This is a genomic window from Brevibacterium sp. JSBI002, assembly GCF_026013965.1.
Taxonomy (GTDB): Bacteria; Actinomycetota; Actinomycetes; order Actinomycetales; family Brevibacteriaceae; genus Brevibacterium.
Genome location: NZ_CP110341.1, coordinates 2,457,208 through 2,480,590, shown reverse-complemented (window position 1 = coordinate 2,480,590; position 23,383 = coordinate 2,457,208). Strand labels below are relative to the sequence as shown.

General features: G+C 65.3%; 22 protein-coding genes and 1 tRNA gene. 20 read left to right on the top strand and 3 right to left on the bottom strand.

All coding sequences use genetic code 11. From position 1 onward, the window contains the following. Positions 1-31: 31 nt before the first annotated feature. Together LJ362_RS11270 and LJ362_RS11265 are read right to left on the bottom strand one after the other, a co-directional pair. Positions 32-1,843: a BCCT family transporter gene (locus tag LJ362_RS11270; protein WP_264799145.1), complete on the bottom strand. Its 1,812-nt coding sequence runs from the start codon at positions 1,841-1,843 to the stop codon at positions 32-34. A gap of 141 nt (positions 1,844-1,984) precedes the next feature. Then, positions 1,985-2,057, bottom strand: a tRNA-Asn gene (locus tag LJ362_RS11265). An 87-nt stretch (positions 2,058-2,144) separates the two neighbouring features. Here LJ362_RS11265 and smc point away from each other — a divergent pair. The 20 genes from smc (at position 2,145) to LJ362_RS11165 (ending at position 21,784) form a co-directional block, all read left to right on the top strand. Next, positions 2,145-5,693 (top strand): chromosome segregation protein SMC, encoded by a 3,549-nt coding sequence (gene smc, locus LJ362_RS11260; RefSeq protein WP_264799144.1) that lies wholly within the window; start codon positions 2,145-2,147, stop codon positions 5,691-5,693. A 238-nt stretch (positions 5,694-5,931) separates the two neighbouring features. Then, entirely contained in the window at positions 5,932-6,333 is a 402-nt protein-coding gene (locus tag LJ362_RS11255; protein WP_025777325.1) for a hypothetical protein, read from the top strand. A gap of 160 nt (positions 6,334-6,493) precedes the next feature. Then, the gene (ftsY, locus tag LJ362_RS11250) at positions 6,494-7,636 is read left to right on the top strand and encodes a signal recognition particle-docking protein FtsY (RefSeq protein ID WP_172171297.1); all 1,143 of its coding nucleotides are present in this window, start codon (positions 6,494-6,496) and stop codon (positions 7,634-7,636) included. Positions 7,637-7,845: 209 nt separating this feature from the next. Further along, complete coding sequence (locus tag LJ362_RS11245; protein WP_264799143.1) at positions 7,846-9,066, top strand: ammonium transporter; 1,221 nt, start codon at positions 7,846-7,848, stop codon at positions 9,064-9,066. A 308-nt stretch (positions 9,067-9,374) separates the two neighbouring features. Continuing rightward, positions 9,375-10,985: a signal recognition particle protein gene (gene ffh / locus LJ362_RS11240; RefSeq protein WP_264799142.1), complete on the top strand. Its 1,611-nt coding sequence runs from the start codon at positions 9,375-9,377 to the stop codon at positions 10,983-10,985. A 157-nt stretch (positions 10,986-11,142) separates the two neighbouring features. Continuing rightward, on the top strand, positions 11,143-11,574 hold the full coding sequence (gene rpsP / locus LJ362_RS11235; RefSeq protein ID WP_264799141.1) for a 30S ribosomal protein S16: 432 nt from the start codon (positions 11,143-11,145) through the stop codon (positions 11,572-11,574). 1 nt (position 11,575) lies between these two features. Further along, entirely contained in the window at positions 11,576-11,806 is a 231-nt protein-coding gene (locus tag LJ362_RS11230) for an RNA-binding protein (protein WP_039210974.1), read from the top strand. Positions 11,807-11,986: 180 nt separating this feature from the next. Then, positions 11,987-12,487, top strand: coding sequence for a ribosome maturation factor RimM (gene rimM / locus LJ362_RS11225; RefSeq protein ID WP_264799140.1), 501 nt, complete (start codon positions 11,987-11,989; stop codon positions 12,485-12,487). A gap of 56 nt (positions 12,488-12,543) precedes the next feature. Next, entirely contained in the window at positions 12,544-13,362 is an 819-nt protein-coding gene (trmD, locus tag LJ362_RS11220; protein ID WP_264801829.1) for a tRNA (guanosine(37)-N1)-methyltransferase TrmD, read from the top strand. A gap of 173 nt (positions 13,363-13,535) precedes the next feature. Further along, positions 13,536-13,877 (top strand): 50S ribosomal protein L19, encoded by a 342-nt coding sequence (gene rplS, locus LJ362_RS11215; RefSeq protein WP_025777317.1) that lies wholly within the window; start codon positions 13,536-13,538, stop codon positions 13,875-13,877. Between the two features lie 31 nt (positions 13,878-13,908). Beyond that, complete coding sequence (locus LJ362_RS11210; protein ID WP_264799139.1) at positions 13,909-14,121, top strand: S26 family signal peptidase; 213 nt, start codon at positions 13,909-13,911, stop codon at positions 14,119-14,121. Beyond that, positions 14,103-14,531, top strand: a complete 429-nt coding sequence (lepB, locus tag LJ362_RS11205) for a signal peptidase I (protein WP_264799138.1) — start codon at positions 14,103-14,105, stop codon at positions 14,529-14,531. Before LJ362_RS11210 ends, lepB (LJ362_RS11205) begins: the two co-directional genes overlap by 19 nt. 105 nt (positions 14,532-14,636) lie before the next feature. Beyond that, entirely contained in the window at positions 14,637-15,344 is a 708-nt protein-coding gene (gene lepB / locus LJ362_RS11200; protein ID WP_264799137.1) for a signal peptidase I, read from the top strand. Beyond that, positions 15,344-16,132: a ribonuclease HII gene (locus LJ362_RS11195; RefSeq protein WP_264799136.1), complete on the top strand. Its 789-nt coding sequence runs from the start codon at positions 15,344-15,346 to the stop codon at positions 16,130-16,132. The genes lepB (LJ362_RS11200) and LJ362_RS11195 overlap by 1 nt, the downstream gene beginning before the upstream one ends. Further along, a complete protein-coding gene (locus tag LJ362_RS11190) occupies positions 16,129-16,446 on the top strand; it encodes a DUF2469 domain-containing protein (RefSeq protein WP_025777313.1) in 318 nt (105 codons plus the stop codon). The genes LJ362_RS11195 and LJ362_RS11190 overlap by 4 nt, the downstream gene beginning before the upstream one ends. A 169-nt stretch (positions 16,447-16,615) precedes the next feature. Continuing rightward, positions 16,616-17,035, top strand: coding sequence for a YraN family protein (locus tag LJ362_RS11185; protein ID WP_264799135.1), 420 nt, complete (start codon positions 16,616-16,618; stop codon positions 17,033-17,035). After that, positions 17,032-18,687 (top strand): YifB family Mg chelatase-like AAA ATPase, encoded by a 1,656-nt coding sequence (locus LJ362_RS11180; protein ID WP_320109122.1) that lies wholly within the window; start codon positions 17,032-17,034, stop codon positions 18,685-18,687. The genes LJ362_RS11185 and LJ362_RS11180 overlap by 4 nt, the downstream gene beginning before the upstream one ends. Further along, a complete protein-coding gene (gene dprA / locus LJ362_RS11175) occupies positions 18,684-19,913 on the top strand; it encodes a DNA-processing protein DprA (protein ID WP_264799134.1) in 1,230 nt (409 codons plus the stop codon). Before LJ362_RS11180 ends, dprA begins: the two co-directional genes overlap by 4 nt. Before the next feature lie 63 nt (positions 19,914-19,976). Beyond that, on the top strand, positions 19,977-20,651 hold the full coding sequence (locus tag LJ362_RS11170) for a maleylpyruvate isomerase N-terminal domain-containing protein (RefSeq protein ID WP_264799133.1): 675 nt from the start codon (positions 19,977-19,979) through the stop codon (positions 20,649-20,651). A 77-nt stretch (positions 20,652-20,728) separates the two neighbouring features. After that, the gene (locus LJ362_RS11165; RefSeq protein ID WP_264799132.1) at positions 20,729-21,784 is read left to right on the top strand and encodes a tyrosine recombinase XerC; all 1,056 of its coding nucleotides are present in this window, start codon (positions 20,729-20,731) and stop codon (positions 21,782-21,784) included. A 35-nt stretch (positions 21,785-21,819) separates the two neighbouring features. On the opposite strand, the gene LJ362_RS11160 is transcribed toward LJ362_RS11165, so the two are convergent. Then, on the bottom strand, positions 21,820-22,797 hold the full coding sequence (locus LJ362_RS11160) for a D-alanyl-D-alanine carboxypeptidase family protein (protein ID WP_264799131.1): 978 nt from the start codon (positions 22,795-22,797) through the stop codon (positions 21,820-21,822). Positions 22,798-23,383 lie beyond the last annotated feature (586 nt).

The window sequence follows — 23,383 nt, the reverse complement described above, 5'->3', positions numbered from 1 at the left end:
TAGCTGGGCCGCCGTCAGGTAGCAATTGGGGTTAGTCTTTTGCTGACGTGTCCTTGTCCGCGGACTTCGCGGCATCCTCCGAAGACTCGGCCGGGTCGTCCTCGATCTGGAGTTCCGAGGTTTCGAGTCCGAAGATCTCACCGTCGTACGCGTCGACCGCGGTGGCCACCGAGGTCTCGAGGACGTGTGCGGCCAGCTGCTCCTGGATGATGAGCGGATCCTTCGACAGGTCCTTCCAGACCGCCACGCACAGCAGCAGCATGACGATGACGAACGGCAGGGCGGAGACGATCGTGATGTTCTTCAGTCCGTCGAGCGCCTCGGCGGGATCAGTTCCACCCGCCAACAGCATCACCGCAGCCACGGCACCGGTCGCGGTGCCCCAGAAGATCACCAGGCCCTTGCCCGGCTCCTGCATGCCGTTGGCCGACAGGGTGCCCATGACGATCGACGCGGAATCCGCGCCGGTGACGAAGAAGATCGCGATGAGGACGACCGTGACGATCATGAGGATGATCGCAATGAGGTTCGGCAGCGGCAGAGCGCCGAGGAGGTCGAACAGGATCGTGTCCATGTTGATGTCCGGTTCGCCGTCGACGACCTTCGCGAGCGCCTTGACCGTGCCCTCGCCGCGTTCGGCGCGCTCCTGGATGCCGATGGCGCCGCCGCCGAAGATCGCGAACCAGATGGTCGAGACGACGGAGGGGACGATGAGCACACCGGTGACGAACTGACGGACGGTGCGACCGCGCGAGATGCGCGCGATGAACAGGCCGACGAAGGGCGACCATGACACCCACCATGCCCAGTAGAAGACCGTCCACGACGACAGCCACTCATTGACACCCTGACCGTCGGCGGCCGTGCGGGAAGCCAGCTGCGGCAGATCCTGGATGAACGAACCCACCGAGGAGGGGATGACGTTGAGGATGAACAGCGTCGGACCGCCGATGAAGACGATGAGGGCAACGATGACCGCGAGCACCATGTTGATGTTCGACAGCCACTGGATGCCCTTCTCCACACCCGAGACCGCGGAGGCGACGAAGGCGGCCGTGAGGATCGCGATGATGATGACGAGCACCGGTGAGGTGACTTCGGACATGATGCCGGCGGACTCGATGCCGCCGCCGATCTGGATGGCGCCCAGGCCCAGCGAACAGGCCGAACCGAACAGAGTCGCGAGGATCGCCAGGATGTTGATGACCTTGCCGCCGATTCCGTTGACGGCCCGTTCGCCGAACAGCGGGGTGAACATCGACGAGAACAGCTGCGAGCGTCCCAGACGGAACGAACCGTAGGCCACGCCGAGACCGACGATGGCGTACATCGCCCACGGGTAAAGGGTCCAGTGGAACAGAGTCGTTCCCATGGACGTGCCCATCGCCTGGGGCGTGGACCCGTCGACTGTGTTCGGGGGAGGCGACATGTAGAAGAAGAGAGGCTCGCCGACCGCGGAGAACACGAGTCCGATGCCCATGCCCGTGGCGAACATCATCGCAATCCACGAGGAGGTCTTGAACTCCGGCTTCTCATCATCCTTGCCCAGAGGGATCCGACCGAACCTGCTGACGGCGACGACGATGACGAAGATCGTGAAGATCGTGGCGGCGATGACGAAGAGCCACCCGAAGTTGTCCATGACTCCGGTCAGCAGCGTTCCCGCCATCGAACCGAGAGTCTCGGGGGAGACGAAGCCCCAGACGACGAACGCGACGGCGAGGATGCCGGCTGCGAAGAAGACCACCTTGTCCAGACCCTCACGTTTGAAGGGCCGGAGCGCGGTCGTCGGATGCTTCAGGTGCTCGATGAGCTCCTGAGTCTTGGTATGTTCACTGCTCATAGTGATCGGGCCGATCGGGGGCGAGTCCTCGGCGATGCGAATGAGAACGGACTGCCGCCTCGGCGTTCCTTCCTTGACTGGACTGCATCGGACGGGTGGCACAAGCAGGGGCCCTGCCGCGCACGACAGGGCCCCTTCCAGCTCCCCCGGCTGGGCTCGAACCAGCGACCCTTCGATTAACAGTCGAATGCTCTGCCAACTGAGCTACGGAGGAAAACGGCGCAGTCGCCTGCGCACGAGGAGAAACTCTACCAAAAGATTCGGGATCTCGCCGCCGCCTGCGGATATGCTGGTGCCCAATATGCATCTCAAAAGCCTGACACTGCGGGGATTCAAATCCTTCGCCTCGGCGACGACTCTCCGATTCGAGCCGGGGATCACCTGCGTCGTCGGACCCAACGGCTCGGGCAAGTCCAACGTCGTCGACGCCCTGTCCTGGGTGATGGGTGAGCAGGGTGCGAAGAATCTGCGCGGCGGAAAGATGGACGACGTCATCTTCGCCGGAACCTCGAAACGCCAGGCCCTGGGACGCGCCGAGGTGACTCTGACCATCGACAACACCGACGGAGCCATCCCCGTCGACTACACCGAGGTGACCATCTCGCGGACTCTGTTCCGCACCGGCGGATCCGAGTACGCCGTCAACGGTGCCCCGGCCAGGCTGCTCGACATCCAAGAGCTGCTCAACGACTCCGGCCTCGGCAAGGAGATGCACGTCATCGTCGGTCAGGGCCGCCTCGACGCGATCCTCCACGCCGACCCGCTGGAGCGCCGCAGCTTCATCGAAGAGGCAGCCGGGGTGCTCAAGCACCGACGCCGCAAGGACAAAGCGGTCCGCAAACTCACCGGACTGCAGACGAACCTCGACCGGCTCACCGATCTGCGCACCGAACTCAACCGGCAGTTGGGGCCCTTGGGACGGCAGGCCGAAGCCGCCGCGAAGGCAGCGACCGTGCAGGCGACGCTGCGTGACGCCACCGCCAGACTGCTCGCCGATGATGCCGTGCGGATGCAGTCCTCCCTGGCCTCGACGAGCGAGGGCGAAGACCACAGCGACCGCATCGCCGAACTCGACCACCGCCGCACCCGCACCGAGGCGCGCCTGTCGGAGATCGAAGCTCGGCTGTCCGAGCTCGACAGCGAACTCGAAGTCCAACGCACCGCCGAATCGCGGACACAGACACAAGTCGTGCGTGCTCAGGGCTTAAGCCAACGCGCCGCGGACAAGCGCTCCCACCTGCTCTCGGAGGTCACGAGCCTGGGGCAGAGGGAAGCGAAGTCACCCGAAGAGCTGCGCGCCCAGGCCGAACGCAATCGCTCCGAACTCACCGACGCCGAGGCGGTTGTGACCGAGAAGACGACCGCGCTCGAGGCCAGCCAGCAGCGGAAGGAAGAGCTCACCCGAGCCCTGCGCACCGCCGAAGACGAGGTCAAGGCCGCACAGATCGCCATCACCGAAGCGGTGAAGAACCGCTCGGCGCTGCAGTCGAAGCAGACGCAGGCGGCCGAGCGGATCACCGACCTCAAGTCCCGGATCGAAGCCAACCGTGCTGAGATCGACACCGTCACCGCCCGCATCGCCGAGCGTGAGAGGGAACTCGAATCGGCCGAGACCGGCGTCGAGGACGTCGAAGCCGGTGAGACCGAACTCGACTCCGCCTACGAGGCCGCGCAGGAGACGCTCGAGAAGCTGGAGACCAAACGCACTGAGCTGCAGGAGCAGCGGGCGCAGGTCGCGTCCGAACTGTCATCGGCAAAGGCCCGCGCGGAAGCCCTGGCCTTGGGCACCGCCCTGGAAGCCGACCTCGAAGACATCGTCAATGCGGACCTGCCGGGAGTGCGCACCGCTGTGACCGAACGGCTGAGCGTCGACCATGGGTTCGAGATGGCCGCGGCCGCGGCCCTGTCGACGACGGTCTCCGGTGTCATCGTCGACGACAGCGAAGCAGCGCTGGCAGTGCTCGACCACCTCGGCGAGGACACGAACGTGTCACTGACGATCCCCTCCGGGGTCGAACCAGCGGCCGGGAAGGGCGGTGGAGGTGCCCTTGACGCGCTGCCGGCCCGGCCGGAGCTGCCTGCGTCAGAAGGCCTGCGATGGCTCTCCGACGTCGTCGACAGCGACGTCCCCGAACTGCGCGCTCTGCTGTCCCGGGCGCTGAACGGTGTCATCTGCGTGCCCGATGCGCGCACCGGAATCGAGCTGACCGAGGCCCGGCCCGAACTCACCGCCGTCACCGTCCACGGTGAAGTGCTCACCGCGACCCGCATCAGCCGGGCCCGCACCGCCTCGGGCACACGGCTGGCCTCACAGACCGCGCTCGAGGACACCCATTCCCTCATCGCCGACCTCGACGACCGGGCGGGGAAGCTCGACGCCTCCGTGAGGGAACTCGAACCGCGCCTGACCGCGGCACGTGAGGAATCCGCGGCAGCCCTCGATGCTCTCCACTCCTCGGATGCGAAGATCATGGCCGCGGCCGAGGAGGTTTCGCGCATCACCGGTGAGATCGGTGTGGCTCGGACTCGCCTGCAGCGCGCGCAGGAGAACGCGACCGAACTCGAATCCCGCCTCGCCGCCGCCGAACGCGACTCTCAATCGGCCGCGGCAGCACTGGCCGGAGCCGCCGAGGTCGACGAAGTCGTCGATACCGCCGCGCGGGACGAACTCAGCGCACAGGTCGCCCAATCCTCGGAAGACCTCGTCGAAGCCCGCATCAGCCACCGGTCGGCTGCCGACCGGGCCCGGTTCTTAGGCGACCGAGTGGACTCCCTCCTGCGGGCTGCGAAGGCCGAAGAAGCGGCTCGGGAGCAGACGCAGCGCACTATCGCGAAGAAGAAGCGCGCGGCAGCCTCGGTGCAGCTCATCGCCGAAACCGCGGCCGAAGCCGCGGAGCTGGCCACCTCCACGGTGGCCGAGCTCGGTGAGGCGATCCAGGTCCTCGTCGACGAACGCGGTGTTCTGCGCGAAGAGAAGGGCCGCCTCGGCGAGGAATTGGGGTCGACGCGAACCCAGCTGCAGAAGCTCAAGGACGCCGCCGCCGAAGCCGAACTCGCGAAAGAGCGTTTCCGGCTGAAGCTGGAGGAGATCGCGCATCGATCGGAGGAGGAGACGGGGCTGGGAATCGACCGCCTCATCGACGAATTCGGACCGCATCTGCCCGTTCCGTCGTTCGAGGAGGACGTCGAGGACCGGCCGTATGTGCGCGCGGAAGTGGAGAAGCGGCAGAAGCAGTCGGCGTCGCAGCTCAAGCGCATCGGCACGGTCAATCCGCTCGCGCTCGAGGAGTACGAGGCGCTGAAGGAACGGCATCAGTTCCTCGAGAAGCAGATCGCGGACATCGAATCCTCCCGCAAGGACCTCATGCAGCTCGTCGAGGAGGTCGACCGGCACGTCGAACGCGTCTTCGCCGAGGCGTATGCGGATACGGCGCGGGAGTTCGAGGACATCTTCTCCCGTCTCTTCCCGGGCGGTGAGGGCGCACTGAGCCTGACCGATCCGAACGATATGCTCACCACCGGCGTCGACGTGCATGCCCGCCCGGCCGGCAAGAAGGTCAAGCGTCTGTCCCTGCTCTCCGGCGGGGAGCGGTCGCTGGTGGCCGTGGCCATGCTGGTCGCGATCTTCAAGGCCCGGCCGAGCCCGTTCTACGTCATGGACGAGGTCGAAGCGGCCCTCGACGATCTCAACCTCTCGCGTCTGCTCACGGTGTTCAAGGAGCTGCAGGACTCCTCGCAGCTCATCGTCATCACCCACCAGAAACGGACGATGGAGATCGCCGATGCCCTCTACGGAGTGACGATGCACGGCGACGGGGTGTCGAAAGTCATATCGCAGCGGATTCCGTGATCGGCAGTCCGCTCTTCGGCCGGCGCGCCCGAGGTGGCAGGCCCGCCGCTGGGGCACAAGGCCGTTTGACGGTGATGCCCAGGACAGTCCCAGGGAATTTTGCAACTGCCGTACGGCGGGCGAGCACAATAGTCGTGGCCGGGGACTATAGACTTGGGCCGAGATACAGGTATTCGAAGAACGTGAGGAGCGGGACGTCCATGGCCGAGGCTGCTGTACTGCGAGGTGGCTCGAGGGCATGAATTCGGTACTTGTCGTCATCGTCGGACTCGCGATCTCCTTCGCCCTGGCACTCGTCGTCGTCCTTCTCGTGGCTCTGCCCGGCCTGCGCGCCGAAGGACGCCTGCGATACTCCTCCGACGTGCAGCGATTCCGTCTGCCGCCCGAGTGGACCGGCTACGACGACGAAGTCCACGAATTCTTCGGCCACGATGACGGCACTTCGCACCTGGCGACCAGGGAACAGGCGGCGGTGACCGCGATCCGCGATCACTCCTATGTGCTCCGGCCACAGCCCCGACGCCATGCCGCGCCCTCGCTCATCACGGTCCGCCCGCGCACCCGCCACTGGAAGATCCCCGAGTCGGGAACAGGGTGGAAGACCACCGCCGGGCTGCTCTTCGGCAGCCGCGGTTCCTGACCTGAGACCCATGCGGCCTCGAGCGGTCGAGGCCCGCGACAATGGAGACCGCGCCGACTGATTCCGGCGCGCTCACCGACACACTGACACCACCGGAAGAGTCCGGGAACTCGAGTGCCGGCGGCCCGAACGGCGGCACTCAAAGGAGGACGGAAGAACCATGGATCAGCCGATCATCTTGCTCATCGTCGCGGCGATCGTGTTCGCTCTCGTCGTCGGCGTGGGCATCTCGCTGCGCGTCAACGCGCGGAAGAAAGGCCTCGATGACAGGCGCGGCATCGATGCGGAGGTCACCGGTGAGCTGAGCATCGATGACGTCGCCGAGGCGGTCGAGAAGGACAAAGCCGAAGCGCGCGGTTCCGAGGTCCCCACCGAACCGGCCAGCCGCCTCGTCCGCCTGCGCGAGCGCCTGGCGAAGTCGAACAGCGGGCTCGGACGCGGACTGCTCAACCTCCTCTCCCGTGACAACCTCGACGAGTCCGCATGGGAGGAGATCGAGGATACGCTCATCCTCGCCGACGTCGGCGTCGAACCGACGACCGAGCTTGTCGACCGCCTGCGCGAACGCGTCAAGGTGCTCGGCACCCGGGATCCCGAAGAGGTCCGCGGGCTGCTGCGCGAAGAGCTCATCAAACTCGTCGATCCGACGATGGACCGCTCGCTCGCCGACACCGGCAAGGACGGTGACCCCTCCGTCATCCTCGTCGTCGGGGTGAACGGTGCCGGGAAGACGACGACGGTGGGCAAGATCGCCCGCGTGCTCGTCGCTGAGGACAAGTCCGTGCTGCTCGGCGCCGCGGACACCTTCCGCGCTGCCGCGGCCGAACAGCTGGCCACATGGGGTGAACGTGTCGGCGTCGAAACCGTGCGCAAGGAAGAAGGTGCCGATCCCGCCTCGGTGGCCTACTCGGCCGTCGAGAAGGGACAGGCCGACGGCTCCGACGTCGTACTCATCGACACCGCCGGACGTCTGCAGAACAAACGCGGGCTCATGGACGAACTCGGCAAGGTCAAGCGAGTGGCCACCCGACCGCTGGGGGAGGGCCACGAGATCGACGAGGTGCTCCTCGTCCTCGACGCCACCACCGGTCAGAACGGCATGCAGCAGGCGAAGGTCTTCGCCGAGGCGGTCGACATCACCGGAATCGTGCTCACCAAGCTCGACGGCACAGCGAAGGGCGGAATCGTCGTTGCCGTCCAGCGTGAACTCGGGGTGCCGGTCAAACTCATCGGCCTCGGCGAAGGCGCCGACGACCTGGCGCCATTCACCGCCGAAGGGTTCGTCGACGCACTGCTCGACTGAGGGCTGATTGAACGCTCAGCAGTCCCGACGGCATTGTCGCGCAACTGATCCCGCACATTCTTCGAGCCTGGTCTCACCCGCATATTCGCAGGGTGAGACCAGGCTTGTCACATTCCGGAAACATTGACGACTCACCACTGTGACATGCGTCATGCAGACTGTGTCTGCCCGGTTCGTTTCGGAACCGGCCGAGACACGAAAGAGACGACATGGAACTCGATGCAGTGAATGTATGGATGATGGTCGCCGCGGGGTTGGTGCTGCTCATGACCCCCGGGGTGGCGTTCTTCTACGGAGGAATGACGCGGATCACCTCGGCGATCAATATGATGATGATGGTCTTCTCCGCGATGGCCGTCGGTGGACTCGTCTGGGTCCTCTTCGGCTACGGACTGAGCTCCGGTGACTCGATCGCCGGAATCGTCGGCAACCCGCTGTCCGAACTCGGACTCACCGGCTCGGTCGCGAACGACCCGGCCTCGCTGATCTCCATCGGCTACGGTTCGACGTTCGCGATGATCGCGATCGCCCTCATCGCCGGCGCGGTCGCCGACCGGGCGAAGTTCTCCACCTGGCTGGTCTTCTCCGCCGCGTGGGTGACCCTCGTGTACTGCCCCCTGGCGTTCATGGTCTGGGGAGACGGACTGCTCAGCGAATCCGGCGCGATCGGCAGTCTGTTCGGGCCGGCCATCGACTTCGCCGGAGGCACGGTCGTCCACATCAATGCCGGCATCTCCGCCCTGGTGCTCGTCGTCGTCATGGGTCGTCGCGCCCGCTTCTCGACCCCGCACAAGCCGCACAACATCCCGATCACCGTGCTCGGGGCTGCGCTGCTGTGGTTCGGCTGGTTCGGGTTCAACGGCGGTGCCGCCACCACCATCGAACAGGGCGGACTCATCTGGATCAACACGTTGGCAGCACCTGCCGCCGGCATGATCACCTGGATCATGATCGAACGCCTGCGGGCCTCGCGACCGAGCAGCATCGGCAGCGTCTCGGGAGCTATCGCCGGCCTCGTCGCGATCACCCCGGCGTGTGCGAACGTCGATCCCTATGCGGCCATCCTCATCGGAATCGCGGCAGGCGCCGGTGCGATCTTCGCGGTCGAAGCGAAGAACCGTCTGCGCTATGACGATGCGCTCGATGTCGTGGCCGTCCACCTCGTCGCCGGAATCATCGGCACCGTGATGATCGGGTTCTTCGCCTTCCCGAACGAAGACGGACCGGCCGGCCTCTTCTACGGAGGCGGACTCGAACTCCTCGTTGCACAGGTGCTCGCCTGTCTCGTGGCCATCGTCTTCGCCGGTGTCGTCACGCTCGCGATCTCCCTGGTCCTGCGCTCGACGATGGGGCTGCGGATCGACCCGCGGGAGGAACTCGAGGGAATCGACACCTTCGAACACGCCGAGCAGGCCTACTCGTTCCGGTGACCCCAACAGACGCCCGTCCAGGCGGCCAGTGGGTCTCGCCGGCCGCGTGAACGGGGGAGAGTGCGACGTCGTGCTCATTGATCGCCTCGGCAGGGTGGAAGCAGACCACCCCGCCGAGGCGATCGGCCGTTCCGCTTGCAGGTGAAGCATTCGTGCCGCCTCGGCGTTCGGCAATTGACGAATACGGGAAGGCCAGCGCCACCTAGGCGAGAGTTCACGGGGCATTGTCAGCACTCTTGGTTTCAGCCGGACCCGGGTGAGTTGCTAGTCTAGAGAGTCGACCAAACCATCGTGAAGAAGGCTTGTACGTGTTTAACTCTCTGTCCGACAGGCTCACCGCGACTTTCAAGAATCTGCGCGGGAAGGGCCGGCTGTCCGAAGCCGATGTCGATGCCACCATCCGTGAGATCAGACGTGCCCTGCTCGACGCCGACGTCGCTCTGCCTGTCGTGCGTGCCTTCACCGGCCGGATCCGTGAACGCGCCCTGTCCGAGGAGGTCTCGGGCGCACTCAATCCCGGCCAGCAGGTCGTCAAGATCGTCAACGACGAACTCGTCGGCATCCTCGGCGGTCAGACCCGTCGACTCAACTTCGCCAAGCGGCCGCCGACGGTCATCATGCTCGCCGGCCTCCAGGGTGCAGGTAAGACCACCCTGGCCGGAAAGCTCGCGCACTGGCTGAAGTCCGAGGGCCACCGGCCGATGCTCGTCGCGGCCGACCTGCAGCGCCCCAATGCCGTCAACCAGCTCCAGATCGTCGGCGAACGTGCCGGTGCCGTGGTCTACGCCCCGGAACCGGGCAACGGCGTCGGCGATCCGATCCAGGTCGCCACCGACTCGATCGAGGTCGCGAAGTCCAAACTCCACGACGTCGTCATCGTCGATACGGCCGGTCGCCTCGGCATCGACGAGGAGCTCATGCAGCAGGCCGCGGACATCCGCAGCGCGGTCAACCCCGACGAAGTCCTCTTCGTGATCGACGCGATGATCGGTCAGGACGCGGTGAAGACCGCCGAGGCGTTCCTCGACGGCGTCGATTTCACCGGTGTCGTGCTCTCGAAGCTCGACGGTGACTCCCGCGGTGGTGCCGCGTTGTCCGTCGCCGAGGTGACCGGAAAGCCGATCATGTTCGCCTCCACGGGCGAATCGATGAAGGACTTCGAGCAGTTCCATCCGGACCGGATGGCCGACCGGATCCTCGACATGGGCGACATCATGACGCTCATCGAGCAGGCCGAGAAGAACTTCGACGAAAAAGAGACCGAGAAGCTCAAGAAGAAGGTCGAATCCGGCGAGGACTTCGACCTCAACGACTTCCTCACGCAGATGGCGGGCCTGAAGAAGATGGGCTCGATGAAGAAGATGCTGGGCATGATGCCCGGCATGAGCCAGTACAAGGAGCAGCTGGCGAACTTCGACGAGCGTGAGGTCGACCGGGTCGAAGCGATTGTGAGATCGATGACACCCCAGGAGCGCTCCAACCCGAAGATCCTCAACGGCTCTCGCCGTGCCCGCATCGCCAAGGGCGCCGGCACCACGGTCACCGCGGTCAACCAGCTCATGGAGCGCTTCACCCAAGCGCAGAAGATGATGCGGTCGATGACCCGCGGTGGCGGAATGCCCGGAATGCCCGGTGGCGGAGGTATGCCGCAGATGCCCGGGATGGGCGGAATGCCTGGTGCCGCCGGTGGTAAGAAGAAGAAACCCGCAGGGAAGAAGAAGGGCCGCAAGGGCGGTCAGTCGGGCAACCCGGCCAAACGTGCGCAGGAGGCGCAGGCGCTGGCGGACAAGAAGGCGGGCAAGACCCAGGACCCGGTCGGCTCGGCCTTCGGCGGAGTCGATCTGGGCGGGGACGAGGAATTCGATCCGGCGAACCTGCCCAAGGGCTTCGGCGGAATCTTCCCAGGTGGCAAGAAGTAGAGCCATCTGGCACAATTGACTCTTGTACTTTTGCTCTCGGTCCGGGCCCTCTCATCCGCGCCGAAGTGATAGTCCGAGCCGCGGCTTCCAGCAGATCAACCCCACGATTCTTCTGGTACAGCTGTGCACACAGAACACAAAAGGAGACACCACTAAAGTGGCAGTCAAAATTCGTCTGACCCGCATGGGCAAGATCCGTGCACCCTTCTACCGTGTCGTCGTCGCTGACTCGAAGACTCGTCGTGACGGTAAGGCCATCGAACAGATCGGCATCTACCACCCGACCCGTGAGCCTTCGGTCATCGAGATCGATTCCGAGCGCGCGCAGTACTGGCTCGGCGTCGGCGCACAGCCGAGCGACCAGGTCAAGGCTCTGCTCAAGCTCACCGGCGACTGGCAGAAGTTCAAGGGCGAAGGTGAAGCGGTCAACACCGTGAAGCCGCAGCCTGAGAAGGAAGCCTACGTGGCCCCGAACGCCGAATCGGTGATCAAGGAAGCCATCACGCAGAAGGGCGGCAAGTCCGCTGAAGCTGCCGAGGCGCCGGCCGAGGCGGCACCTGAGGCCGCTGAAGAAAGCGCTGAAGCCTGAGATGTTGCCTGATTCGCTCGAACATCTGGTCCGCGGAATCGTCGATCATCCCGACGACGTCTCCGTTCGTTCGCGTTCTTCGCAGCGCGGCACGACCCTCGAGGTCCGGGTTCACCCCGAAGACCTCGGCCGGGTCATCGGCCGTGCAGGCAGGACCGCCAAGGCCCTGCGCACCGTGATGAACTCGCTGGCCGGCCGTGAGTCGGTGCGAGTGGACCTCATCGAGGCGTAAATCCAACATTCGAGAGGGGATGCAGCGCACATGCGCTGCATCCCCTCTCGTGTATTCACCTAACCGTCGCCGACTACACTGGTGCCAGAACACGGCGGCCCGTCGTACGACCGCAGAAGCGCAGTCACCTCAGTGCAGGGCCGGCCGAACAGACAGCGACAGCAGACTTCGAGGAGCAGTATGGACACGGTGATCGCCCGGCTGGGCAAGCCGCACGGAATCAAGGGCGAGTTCACCGTCGAGGTGCGCACCGACCGACCCGAGGACCGGCTCAATCCAGGGGCGACCTTCGCCACGGATCCCGATATAGGACTGCTGACGCTGAAGTCGGCGAGGTGGCACCGCGATCGCCTGCTCCTGGCCTTCGATGAGGTCCCCGACCGCAACCGCGCCGAGGAGATCCGCAACACCCTCATCCTCGCCGAGGCGGATGAGGACGAAGACGAAACCGACGCCTGGTACCTCGACGACCTCATCGGCCTCAAGGTCTACGAGAACGACGCCCTCGTCGGCGAGATCGTCGACGTCACGAACGGCACCGCCCAGGATCTGCTCCACATGAAGCACACCGCCGGACACGTTGTGCTCATCCCCTTCGTCACCGAGATCGTGCCCGACGTCGACATCGCCTCAGGACGCGTCACCGTCACCCCGCCCGCCGGCCTCTTCGACGCCGAATGAGCGAACCGTCCCCGATGAATGGCAGCGACACCCGCGCCGAGGCGGTCGGACCGCAGATGTCGATCGATGTCGTGTCGATCTTCCCCGAATACCTCACCGGACTGCAGCTCTCGCTCATCGGCAAAGCCGTCGACCGTGGTCAGCTGAGCCTCGGCGTCCACGACCTGCGGGACTTCACCTTCGACCGGCACAACACGGTCGATGACTCGCCCTACGGTGGGGGAGCGGGAATGGTCATGAAAGCCGAACCCTGGGCGCTGGCTCTCGAGCACATCCTCGCGGAACGCGGCAGCGCTGCGAAGGGTGAAGGTGCGGAAAGTGCTCAGAGTGCGGGTGCTGCAGCCGGAGACAAGCCGACGCTCATCGTGCCCAGCCCTGCCGGGCAGGTATTCGACCAGCGCATCGCCGAGGATCTCGCCGCCCGCGACCACCTCGTCTTCGCCTGCGGACGCTACGAAGGTATCGACCAGCGCGTCATCGATTGGGCCGGGGAGCACTTCGACCTGCTGCCCATGAGCATCGGCGACTACGTCCTCAACGGCGGTGAAGTCGCCTCGATGGTGATGATCGAAGCGGTCAGCCGCCTCATCCCCGGCGTCATCGGAAACCCCGAGTCGCTGACCGAGGAAAGCCACGAAGACGGACTGCTCGAATACCCGATCTATACGAAGCCGGCGAACTGGCGCGGACGCGAAGTGCCCGAGATCCTGCTCAGCGGCAACCATGCCGCGATCGCCAGGTGGCGACGTGACCGACGTCTCGAACGCACCGCGGATGTCAGACCGGATCTGCTCGAGAAGCTCGATGACCTGAGCAGAGATGACCTGGCGGCGCTCGAGCGGTTTGAGTCTGAGCGCTCAACCGTGACAGAATAGAGCGTCGCGTTTGTTGGCGCTCACCTGCTTCAGGGGGATGAGTGCCCACGGTGGCCCGTCGCATCGATTCGACGGGTCGACGGGGAGAGATCCCGACAGACGATCCAGCTACCGGTACACCGGTCCGATATGCGTGTCCTCGACCTGAAGCAGAGGCCACAGGAGAAACCACAATGCAGAAGCTCGATGTTGTAGATGCAGCCTCGCTGAAGTCTGACGTTCCCGAATTCCGTCCGGGCGACACCCTCAACGTTCACGTCAAGGTGATCGAAGGTTCGCGCTCGCGTATCCAGGTCTTCAAGGGAATCGTCATCCGTCGCCAGGGCGACGGCGTTCGCGAGACCTTCACCGTCCGTAAGATCAGCTTCGGCGTCGGTGTGGAGCGTACCTTCCCGGTGCACTCGCCCAACGTCGACAAGATCGAGGTCCTCACCCGCGGCGCCGTGCGCCGTGCGAAGCTGTACTACCTGCGCGAACTGCGCGGCAAGGCTGCTCGTATCCGCGAAAAGGCCTGATTTGCCCGGCACTGTGGGAGATGACCACACGGTGCCGAACAGACATGAAGACGCGACCTTCGGGTCGCGTCTTCTGTCTTCGGCACGGTTCTGGAAGGCGATCGTGGCGATCGTCGTCGTCATCATCGTGCTCGGCGGATCGATCCGCGGATTCGTCATCCAGCGCTTCACCATTCCGAGTGCCTCGATGGAGCCGACGCTCAAGGTCGATGATTCGATCACGGTGTGGCGCCCGGACGCCTGAGCGGAGACCTCCAACGCGGAGACATCGTCGTCTTCGACGGCCGCGGATCGTTCGTCGACGATGCGCTGCCCACTCCTCTGCAGAAGATCGGTTCCTGGGTCGGACTCGGACCTCGGGACGTCTACTACGTCAAACGCGTCATCGCCGTCGGCGGTGACAGCCTCGAATGCTGCGACGCAGAGGGTCGTCTGCTGCTCAACGGCAAGCCTCTGAACGAAGACTATGCGCCGACCCCCGCCTCGGCGGTGGAATTCTCCATCGAAGTCCCCGAGGGCACCATGTGGGTGATGGGCGACAACCGCAACGACTCCGCCGACTCCAGGTCGCTGCTGGGACGGCCCGGTGGGGGATTCATCCCCACCGACCGGATCATCGGCCCCGTGATCGGGCACGGGTCCTCGATCGACTGAGCGCACACACGGAACTGCACTGCGGCTGAGTGTGGGGCGAGAGTCGTGCTGATACGCTCGGTTCAGTCCACAGCCGCAGTCCTGGTCCGATGTGAAAGCGAACGAATGACAAGCGAATCCGAAGCTTCCCCGCCGCCCGCCTCGAAACGGTTTGCGCGCGGTCTGCTGGAGACCCTGGCGATCATCGTCGTCGCCCTGCTTATCTCGACGGCCTTGAAGACGTGGGTCGTCCGTTCTTTCTACATCCCGTCCGAATCCATGATGACGACCCTGCAGGTCGATGACCGGGTGCTCGTCAACCAGCTGGCTCACCGCTTCGGACCCGCCGACCGCGGCGACATCATCGTCTTCGATGACCCGGACCATTGGCTCTCGGCCGCTGAGACCGCCGAATACACGCCCAACCCGGTCCTCGAATTCATCGGCTTGGCTCCCGCGGATTCGGGGAACCAGCTGATCAAACGGGTCATCGGCGTCGGCGGCGACACGATCAAGTGCTGCGATGCCGAAGGACGCCTGCTGGTCAACGGCGAACCGATCGACGAAACCTATCTCGATGAGGGCACCGCTCCCTCGGAGGTCGAATTCGAAGTCACAGTGCCCGAAGGCCATTACTGGGTGATGGGCGACAACCGCAGCAACTCCGCCGACTCGCGCTACCACATGGACACCGACCCGTTCGTAGCCGAGGACGACGTCGTCGGCACCGTGTTCCTCATCAACTGGCCGTTCAAGCACTTCAGCTGGGTCTCGACACCCGACAAGGTCTTCGCAGACGTGCCGGACACCGCCGAGGGACTCAGCGGGAACTGATGGCCGCACGTGGACTGACCGACCTCAGCGTCGAACGGGAACTGCTGAGCGAGGGATTCGACTACGTCATCGGCGTCGACGAGGTGGGCCGTGGTGCCCTGGCCGGGCCCGTCAGCGTCGGTGTCGCCCTGTTCGATCTGCGCATTCTCACCGCCGCCGAAGTGCCCGCCGGCATCCATGATTCCAAGCAGCTGAGTGCGCAGTCGAGGCAGGAAGCAACCGACCGTGTGCGATTGTGGGCGACTGCCGCGGCAGTGGGGTCGACGACGCCGGCCGAACTCGACGAGGTGGGGATGACGATGGCGCTCAACCTCGCCGGACGTCGCGCCATGATCTCGATGCTGCGCGAATGGGCGGACGCACGTTCCGACGGGCACGGTTCGGGAGGTGTCGATGGCAATGGAACGGCCGCCTCGGCGTGGGAATTCCCGGGCCGGACGATGGTGCTCCTTGACGGTCGACATGATTGGCTTTCTGCCCCACTCACCCTCGATTGCTTGGGGATATTCGGCGACTGTGCCGACCTCGAACTGCCGCGTGTGCGCACCATGATCAAGGGGGACGGCTCCGTTCCGGCGATCGCGGCGGCGAGCATCGTGGCGAAAGTGGCACGCGACGAGACGATGATCGCACTCGCCGAGGCCCATCCGCACTATGGTTGGGAATCGAACGTGGGATACGGGACGGTGAAGCACCGGCAGGGCATCACCGAACTCGGACCCAGCATCCACCACCGGAGAAGCTTCCGCCTGACCGCGGACTCAGGAGCGAAGGAGGGCCTGTCATGAGCGCCGATGATCTTGACGACTACGAAGCACAACTCGAGCTTGCGCTGTACAAGGAATACCGGGACGTCGTCGGTCTCTTCGCCTATGTCGTCGAGACCGAGCGCCGGTTCTACCTCGCCAACCATGTCGACCTCAAGGCTCACAACGACGCCGGCGACGTGTACTTCGAACTCACCCTGCGCGACGCCTGGGTGTGGGACAGCTACAGGTCGGCACGGTTCATCAAGACCGTGCACGTCCTGACGTTCAAGGACGTCAACATCGAGGAGATCGCGAAGTCCGATCTCGAACCGCCGACGGCGATCCGCGGCTGAGACGGGGCGCCGGGGCGGGTCACGGCTCCTCGCCGCACTCACTCCTGCACCGATCGCTGTGGACGAGGCACTGACTCGAACGTAGAACTCCTGTGGATGAGTCGGCCTCTTCCACAAGCCATCTATCTGTCCTTCCCCGAGGCGAGGTGGACATGGTCATCTGGTCGGCATGGGACGGATACGAACACCCGGTCGGACACGAACGTCGAAGAGCACACGGACCGTAAAGGGCCTGCGCAAGCAGGCGCTCGGCAGCAGGGGAGAGGCCCTCGCCGCTGCGTTCCTCGAAGACGCTGGACTCGTCGTTCTCGAACGCAACTTCCGGTGCCCTCGCGGTGAGCTCGACATCATCGCCCGCGACGGTGACACCGCGGTCTTCGTCGAAGTCAAGACGCGTCGCACCGCGATGCTGGGATCACCGCTGGAGGCAGTGACCCGAACCAAGCTCGCCCGCATCCGCGCGCTGGCAGGGATCTGGCTGAGTGGGCAGGACGAATATTTCCCGGCCACACGCATCGACGCACTCGGGATCATCATGGAACCGCGCGTGCAGTACTTCCACTGCCCGAACATCCAGGTCGACTCGTGAGCGAGGAGACCCTGGGACGGGAAGAACCGCCGGTCGATCCGGTCGAACCGCCAGAGCCGGTCGATCCGCCGGAGCTGGTCGAGTCAGCCGGGGCCGACGAAGTCGAACCGCCATCCTCGGCGCACATCATCGGTAGGGCCTCTGCCGTGGCCCTGTGGGGGCTGACCGGGAAGATCGTGTCGATTGAAGCGAGCGTGAGCGCCGGTCTGCCGGGGATCGACATCGTCGGACTGCCGGATGCCTCGGTGAGCGAATCACGCAAGCGCCTTCGTGCGGCCCTGGCCTACCTGGGCAAACCCGTCGCCACAGAACACCTGACCATCAACCTCACCCCGGGAACGGTACCGAAGATCGGCACCGGATTCGACCTCGGCATCGCCGTCGCCGTGCTCAGAGCACTCTCGTTGATCACCAACGACGACACCGGCAGCGTCATCCACTGTGGTGAGATCGGGCTCGACGGCAGAATCCGTCCCGTCACCGGGGTGCTCCCGTCCCTGCACACCGCGCTGCAAGCTGGGTTCGACCGCTTCGTCGTTCCCATCGGCAATGCCGACGAGGCGAGGCTGATCGGACGGGCAAGAGTCCTTCCGGTCGCCTCGCTGGCCGAGGTCGTCAATGCCTATGGTGGATCGATGGCCGTCCCCGCACTGCCTGCGGTCCTCGAGATGGATCGACCCGTCCCGGTCACTCCGGAACTCCATGACCTCTGCGAAGTCCAAGGACAGGCCGAAGGGCGCTTCGGTCTCGAGGTCGCCGCGGCAGGTGGCCACAACCTGCTCATGCGCGGAACACCCGGAGCGGGAAAGACCTTGCTGGCACAATGCCTGCCCGGAATCCTGCCGCCGCTCAATGACGACGAAGCCGTCGAAGTCGCCACCGTCCGTTCCCTGCGCGGAGAACTCGACGGCAGCGACGGACTCGATCACCGCCCGCCGTTCGAGGCACCCCATCACCGCAGCACCGCCTCTGCGCTCATCGGCGGACGCCGCCCCGGAACGGTCGGAGTCCTCAGCCGAGCCCACCGCGGGGTTCTGTTCATGGATGAGGCACCCGAATTCTCACGCGATGTGCTCGAAGCCCTGAGGCAGCCGATGGAATCCCGTCGCGTCCACATCCACCGCGCCTGGGGATCGATGGTGCTTCCGGCATCCTTCCAGCTCATCATGGCCGCAAACCCCTGCCCCTGCGGAGTCGGGATGGCCGGCGCCGGCGGGGACTGTCGGTGCACCCCTCTGGACAAACGCCGCTATCGCAATCGGCTCTCCGGGCCGCTGCTCGACCGCGTCGACCTGCAGCTCGAGCTCTTCCCCGTCTCTCCCGCCGACATTCGGCTCGGCGGGGACCAGGAGACCAGCACCACGGTGGCCGCCCGTGTGTCAGGCGCACGGAAGCGACAGTCGGAACGCTTCGCCGACTGTGACTGGAGGCTCAATGCCGAAGCGCCCGGAACCTGGCTGCGCGAACACTTCGCACTCACACCGACAGACCTGACGGACCTGGACCGGGCACTCGACACCGGACGGATCACCATGCGCGGCTATGACAGGGTGCTGCGTGTGGCAACCACTCTGGCCGACCTGGCGGAAAAGCAGGGTCCCGACCCCGACACGATGAGAATGGCGCTCGCCCTGCGGACACAGGAGTCATGACCGTGAACACACATGAGGACGTACGCATGGCCATCGCCTCACTGCTGCGCATCGGTGAGCCCGGTGACGGACTGCTCAAGCAGCTCGTCGACGGAATCGGCCCGGTCGCCGCTCTGGCGATCATCACGGCCGTCGGTCGCGGTGAGACCACCGCGCACGATGCTGTCCAAGGTCTGGCCGACACCGGCACCGAGGCGGCCGAACACAGTCAGCTGCCAGCGGCCATCGACCGGTGGGCTGTGCGAGCCGGCGAAGCCGACGCAGTCGGGAGCGATCTGGACAAGATCGCGAGAATCGGCGGCCGACTGGTCATTCCCGATGACGATGAGTGGCCACGAATGCTCGACGACCTCGGCCCTGCAGCACCGCTGGGCCTATGGCTGAGAGGAGCAGCTTCCCTCGGTGCCACACTGACTCGTTCCGTAGCCGTGGTCGGGGCCAGAGCAGCCAGCAACTATGGAACCAAATGCGCCTCTGACCTTGCGTGGGATCTTGCCGCTCGCGGAATCACCGTCGTATCCGGCGGTGCGTTCGGCATCGACGCGGCCGCCCACCGTGCCGCCATCGCCCGCGAATCGCCGACGGTGGCATTCATGGCCGGGGGAGTCGACCGCTTCTACCCGGCGGCGAACGCCGACCTGTTCGAACAGATCCTCGCCACCGGTGCCATCGTGTCCGAGACTGCACCCGGAATGACGCCGATGCGTCACCGGTTCCTGCTGCGCAATCGACTCATCGCCGCCTCGTCGCAGGTGAGCGTCGTCGTCGAAGCAGGCTGGCGCAGCGGGGCGCTCAACACCGCCCGGCATGCCCTCGAACTCTCCCGCCAGGTCGCGGCCTTCCCCGGGTCCGTGTACTCGGCGTCCTCGACCGGAGCACACAAGCTCCTGCGCGAACACGAAGCGGAACTCGTCACCTGCAGCGACGATGTCATCGCGCTCATGGACGATGACACCCCGGCACTCTTCGACACGGCCGTGCTCAGTGCTGCTGTGGGGAGTGGAGAACGCCCGCCGTCTCTCGATCCCCGCGAAGGGCTCGACGAGCGGGAGAAGATCTGTCTGAATGCGCTGACCGTGTCGAAGCCGCTCGACGTCGGCACCATCGCTTCCCGGGCAGGGCTGACGATCGCGGATGCGCTCAACTCTCTCACCGCACTCGACCTGGCCGGACTGGCCGCACGCCGCGACACCGGATGGGTGAAGCTGGCCAAACCGCGATCCTGATCCGTGCGACGACCGGCCGGCCGGCCGTGCCGACGTCCCGCGGAGGCCGCGTATCCTGAGAACGTGAGCACAGACTCTCCCGCCGACTATTTCTCTCGGGCCTGGACAGCACTGCTTAGAACCGTCGCCGAACTGGCCGGCAGCGACTTCGAACGAGCCTCCGGCTGTGCCGGATGGCGCGTCCGAGACCTCGTGTGCCACCTCATCATCGATGCCCAGGACGTCCTCCTCACCCTCGTGACACCGAGCGAGGGCGCACCGACCCACGACGCAGCAACCTATTGGACTGTCACAGACTCCCCTCCGACCGGGGATGATCCCCTCGACGCGCTCATTCCACGATTGGCCGCCGCCTATGAGGATCCACAGCTGCTGAAGTTCCACCTCGACGATGTGGGCCCAGCCGCTGACCGGGCCGCTCGGCTCGCCGACACCGAACGACGGGTGGAGACTCAGCACATGGTGCTCACGATCGGAGACTTCCTCAACGCGTATGTCCTCGAATGGACCCTTCACCACTTCGACCTCATCGCACACCTGCCGGACGCATCGACTCCGCCGACAGGCTGCGTCGCCCGAAGCCGGACGATGTTCGAGGACGCTATCGGGGCGACGATCCCCGCGGAGCTGACCGATGCCGAAGCACTGCTCATCGGCACGGGACGACGACCACCGGACGCGGCGCAGAGATCGGTCCTCGGCGACATAGGCGAACGGCTGCCGTTCATCCTCAGCTGAGGCCTGATGGCCGACACCTGACGCCTGATGGCCGACGGAAAACGGCGGCCTCCTTCGGCGCCGCGTATCCTGGGGACGTGAGCACATCATCGACCGTCGCCGAGGTGGTGTCCGGCTATGCCGACCACCTGAGGTCTCGTGACGTCTCCGAACACACCGCCCGAGCCTACGTCGCCGACGTCTCCGACTTCCTCGATCACGCCGTGCACTCGACGAAGCTCCGACAGGGGAGCGGAGAGGGGCACCTCGCGACGGCATCCGGCGCACGGATCGACATCGCTGCGATCGAACTCGACGATCTGCGGTCCTGGCTCATCGCCCTCGACGATGCCGGTGCCGCGAAATCGACGGTGGCTCGCAAGATCGCGGCAGTGCGCTCCTTCTTCGCCTACGGTGTGAGCAACCTGGGACTGCCGAACAACCCGGCCGCGCGTCTGCGGACTCCGAAGAAGGACTCCCGCCTACCCACGGTGCTCAAACCTCAGCAGGCCGCCGACCTCATCTCCGCCGCCGAAAGATCCCGCAATGCACAACGCGACACCGGGCTTCGACGGTCGGATGGGTCCGCCCGCAGCTGCACGGAGACAGACGATGCCTCGGCTGAAGGGAAGCCTGATCCCCTCGATGCAGCCAAACGCATCCGCGATGCCGCGATCCTCGAAATGCTCTACGCCACTGCGGTGCGCGTCTCGGAGTTGACCGGGCTCGACCGCAGCGATATCGACCACCGGGCGTCGATGATCACCGTGCTCGGCAAAGGCAACAAAGAACGTCGTGTCCCGTTCGGCACTCCAGCTCGCCAAGCCCTTGAGGACTGGCTGGCCGCCCGTGAACTGCTCGCCGGTCCCCGCAGCGGCGACGCACTGTTCCTCGGCGTCCGCGGGGGACGCATCGGCGCGCGGCAGGTGCGCGAACTCGTTCACCGCTACGGCTCCGACGACCCCAGCGCCCCGGACATCGGACCGCACGGACTGCGACACTCGGCGGCCACCCACATGCTCGACCGCGGTGCCGACCTGCGACAGATTCAAGAGCTGCTCGGCCACTCCACGATGAGCAGCACGCAGATCTACACTCAGGTCTCCATGCAGCGGCTGCAGGACACCTACCGCCGAGCGCACCCGCGGGCCTGAGACTCTCGGCTCGTCGTCCAGCTGACCGCGGCTGCCTACTTGCGGAACTCCCAATGCCAGGGCTCGGGCAGCGACCCCGTCTGCCGAGCCCAGCCGGGATGGATCCACCCGAACTTCGGCGCATTCGCCCGCATCCACTGATGCTGCGCTGTTCCGAAGGAATTGATCCCGCTCCCGAGGTCGACCGCCAACGCCCACCCGTGATTCGACGTTCCGGGCGTCGCCGCCATCCGCCCCTTTCGCCGTTTGAGAATCACCTGCGTGGCGTAGTCCCGGTAGGCATCGGTGACCGAGATCGGGGCGCCGAACCGAGCCTCAAACGCCGTGGAGAGCCGATCGAAAGCCGCTTGAGCATCGCATCGCAGCATCTGCCCGGGAGCCGAATCCAACTGACACATCGCCGAGGCGGGAATCCGCCCATTGCTGTGACCGCCCCACGCGCCGGCACCGGAAGTGGCCGAGTCTCCGCCGCCTGTCGGCTCCTTCGCGGGTTTCCGTGACAGAGGCAGCAGCGCAGACTGTTCCTGACCGAAGAACTTGCCCGGATCGACATACCTCTTATCGCTCGCGGCCGGCCATGCTCCGATATGCAGGCACGAACGCTGACAGTGGCCACCGCTGCCCACCGTGCCGATCTCCTCGCCCGCGGCAAATCCCTCACCCTTCTTCAACGACGTCGCGGCCGGTTGGAACGTGAGCACACGATCGGACTCGGTGAGGATACTGACGGTCGCAGTCCCCGCCACCGTGCCGGCAAAGCGGATCGTCCCTTCCGTCGGCGCTCGCAGCGGTTCGCCTTCGACTGCGAGCACGTCGATTCCGCGATGCCCCTTGAGCCACGGCTTGTCCGGAGGATCAAAGGCTTCGATGATCTCCATCGCCGGCACCGGGGTGACCCAGTTCGTCGGTGCGCTCCTCTGAAAGCTGACCTGTGTCCGTGTCGACGCGGAGCCGGAGGCGGCGCTCGCCGTTGGGGGAGTGCCCGTGAGCACCAGTGCAGCCGCAATGGTCACGGCAAGGAGCAGTGACTGCGGCGAGCCGAGGCTTGAGCGTCTCGTTCGGAGACGGAACAGCTGGCGGAGCCGGTCGAGCGCGAAGTGAGTCATGGGAGCATGCAACCCCCTGGGGCACTACCGAGTCACCCGTAAGAATCAGTGCTGTGGACGGGCCGCGTCTATCCACAGGTCAACGACGTGCGAGTGTGACGGCAGTCCACAGGAATCGATGGGCAAGTGCACCGAATCGACGGCGATTCAGCTCCTCGTGACCGACGGGACCCTGCGCTCCGGCACTCGACCGCACCCATCGATCCACACCGGTCGACGTACGAGTCGGTGCGGCGATGCGGGTCGGTGGGCCGCCTCGGCGAGGGATCGATCTCGATTGGAAATGACTTGCCCAACCGGGATAGACTTAAGCCCAGCAGAAGCGTGTCTTCTGACTACGCGTATCCGAATTCTTCTCCTTCCCATGGTGCAGGCAGCCGTCAGGTGTGCCTGTGGGGCGGACGAACCGGGTACCAGGAATCAACCGAAAATGTCATCGACGCATCCCGTCGATCGAATCGATGCGGACCCTCAGAGGTTCGCCTTGAGAACG